General features: G+C 73.1%; 2 protein-coding genes. Both read right to left on the minus strand.

Features of this window, described 5'->3' with window-relative positions:
- Positions 1–121: 121 nt before the first annotated feature.
- Complete coding sequence (locus tag HGA02_RS15645) at positions 122–2476, minus strand: hypothetical protein (RefSeq protein WP_168679997.1); 2355 nt, start codon at positions 2474–2476, stop codon at positions 122–124.
- Positions 2473–2723: hypothetical protein (locus HGA02_RS15650; protein ID WP_168679999.1), on the minus strand; the 251-nt coding region annotated here is incomplete at its 5' end. The genes HGA02_RS15650 and HGA02_RS15645, both read right to left, overlap by 4 nt.

Genomic DNA, 2723 nt, shown 5'->3' on the forward strand with positions numbered 1-2723 from the left:
CGCGCCGGCCCGTCCCTGCGCGGTACCGGCCCGCGGGACCGTCGAACCCGGCCTGAGCAGGCCACGCGGCGTCCCGTCGGCCGAGATCCCGGGGCCGGTCGCGCCTCGCGGGGCGGGCGGCTCAGCCGACCGTCACCGTCCGGCACCCCATCGCCACGTTCGACCCGGCGGGCGTGTTGATCGCGTAGACGCACACGTTGTGCGCGCCGGGCGTCGCCGCCATCGTCGCGGTGAACCCGTGGCGGTCGCCGAGCCCGAACGCGGACGCGATGTCCGGCCGGCTCTGGTCGGCGACGAACGCCTGGCTGTTGCCGTCGACGTACACGTGCACCGCGATCGGTGCCGTCGTGTCCGGGTCGAGGGCCCAGCCCTGCACGGTGACCGACGACGCGGTCGAGGTGAACGAGTCGAGGAACCCGATCGGCGCGCGGTTCGCGGCGGGCACGGTCACGGAGCGGCAGCCCATCGCGACGTTCGGGCCGGCCGGGGTGTTGATCGCGTAGAGGCAGACGGTGTGGTTCCCGGGACCGGCGGGCATGGTCGCGGTGAACCCGTGCTTGTCGCCCTTGCCGAAGATCGCACCGATGTCGGTGCGGACCTGGTCGGCGGTGAACGCCTGGCTGCTGGTCCCGTCGACGTACATGTGCACGGCGATCGGGTCGGTCGTGTCGGGGTCGAGCGCCCAGCCCTGCACCGTCACGCCGCCGGGCGCGCCCGTCACCGAGTCGATGAACCCGGTCGGGTTCGCGTTGGTGACGGTGACCGTGCGGCACCCCATCGCGACGTTCGGCCCCGACGGCGTGTTGATCGCGTAGACGCACACCGAGTGCGTGCCCGGGCCGGCGGGCATGGTGGCGCTGAAGCCGTGGCGGTCGCCCTTGCCGAACGCCGCCCCGATGTCCGCGCGCGGGAGGTCGGCCGTGAACGCCTGGGCGTTCCTGTCGACGTACACGTGCACGGCGATCGGGTCGGTCGTGTCGGGGTCGAGCGCCCACCCGTTGACGGTCACGCTGGTGGCGGTCGTGGTGACCGAGTCGAGGAAGCCGGTGGGCTGCTGGTTGACGACGGTCACGTCGCGGCACGTCAGCGGCAGGTCGTAGCCCGGGGCGGGCTTGCGTGCGGTGAGGCAGACCGTGTGGCGGCCGACGGACGCGGGCACGTGGGCCTCGAAGCCGTGCCGCGGTCCGGCACCGTAGGCGGCGTCGACGTCGGGTCGCGGCTGGTCGGCCGTGAGCAGGGTCTCGACGCCGTCGACCGTCACGCTCACCGGGACGCTCGTCGCGGGCGCGTCGGGGTCGTACGCCCAGCCCTTGACGTAGACACCGGTCGCGTCGGGCGTCACGGCGTCGACGAAGCCGCGGAGCGGGTTGGGGACCGTCACGGTGCGGCAGCCGAGCAGCGTGTTGCCCGAGATCGCGTCGCTGTTGATGGCCCACACGCAGACGTCCTGCGTGCCGGGGGCGACGGGCATGGTCGCGGCGTAGCCGTGCTTGTCGCCCCGGCCGAAGGGCGCGACGAGGTCGGGGCGCGACACGTCCGCCGTGAACGCGCGCGCGGACGTGCCCGCGTAGACGTGCACGGCGATCGGTGCGTTGGTATCCGGGTCGATGGCCCAGCCGGTCGCGGTGATCTCGAGGCCCGAGACCGTGACGGAGTCGATGAAGCCGAACGGCGGGCTGCCCGCCGGGTTGCCGAACCAGTCGGAGAAGTAGTTCCAGAAGTTGCGGTTCCCGTACGACGAGCACGCGTCGCCCGTGCCGTAGCCCGCGGCCAGCGCCGCGGCGTTCGGCTGGTACGGCGTGTAGTTGTAGAGGCCCGCGGTCGCCTGGTTGCGGATGAGGACCGGCGCGGTGCCGCAGGCGGCGTTCGGGTGGAAGCGCACGTTGTTCGTGAGGCCCTCCCGGTGCGAGTAGCTCCCGGGGTTGAGCTGGTAGTTCCGGAACTGCGACGCCGCCGAGTACACCTGGTTGAAGAAGCCGTAGTACAGGGCGTCGCAGGGGGCGGTGTCGGGGCAGCCGTAGCCCATCGCCTTCTGGTACGTCGCCGCGGGCCTGCCCGTCGTCGCGGTGACCAGGCCCTGCTCCTTCTGGAGGGTGACCAGCAGGACCTGCGGGTTGATGCCGCACGCGGCCGCGACCTTCGCGATGATGACGGCCGCCGACTCACCGGGCTGGCCGGTGTACTGCGCGCACCGGTTCGTCGCGGCGCGCGTCGTCGTGCTCTCGGTGTAGCTCTTGAGGCACGTGCTGCCCGCCGCCGGCACGCACGACGCGCCCTTCTGGTCGAGGAACGCCTGGACCTGGGGCGCCGACATCGCGGCGGCGTTGTAGAAGACCGCGTCGCTGATGATGAACCCGGGGTCGAAGCGGCTCAGGTCGGCCGCGGTGGCCGGGGTGGGCGTCGCGAGCGCACCCGCCGCGAGCAGGGCGGTCGCGGTGGCGAGCACGGCCACCAGGGCGCGGACGGCGCGGATCACGAGGCCACCTCCACGGGCACCGGAGCGGCGGAGACCGACGCGGTCCCCGTGCTGTACGTCAGCGTCGCCGTCCACGTCCCCGTGCTCAGCTGCGCCCGCGGGATGCCGACCGTGCCGCACGACGTGGTCGTCGCGTCGGGCGTCGCTGGACCGGATCCCGTGACCGTCACGCCGTCCTTGGTCGCCGTGAGCGTGCAGGTGCCGCCGTCGAGCACGCGGTCGACGTAGCCCCCGACGACGAGCGCGG

The sequence above is a fragment of the Cellulomonas septica genome (genome assembly GCF_012396155.1).
GTDB classification, from domain to species: Bacteria; Actinomycetota; Actinomycetes; order Actinomycetales; family Cellulomonadaceae; genus Cellulomonas; species Cellulomonas septica.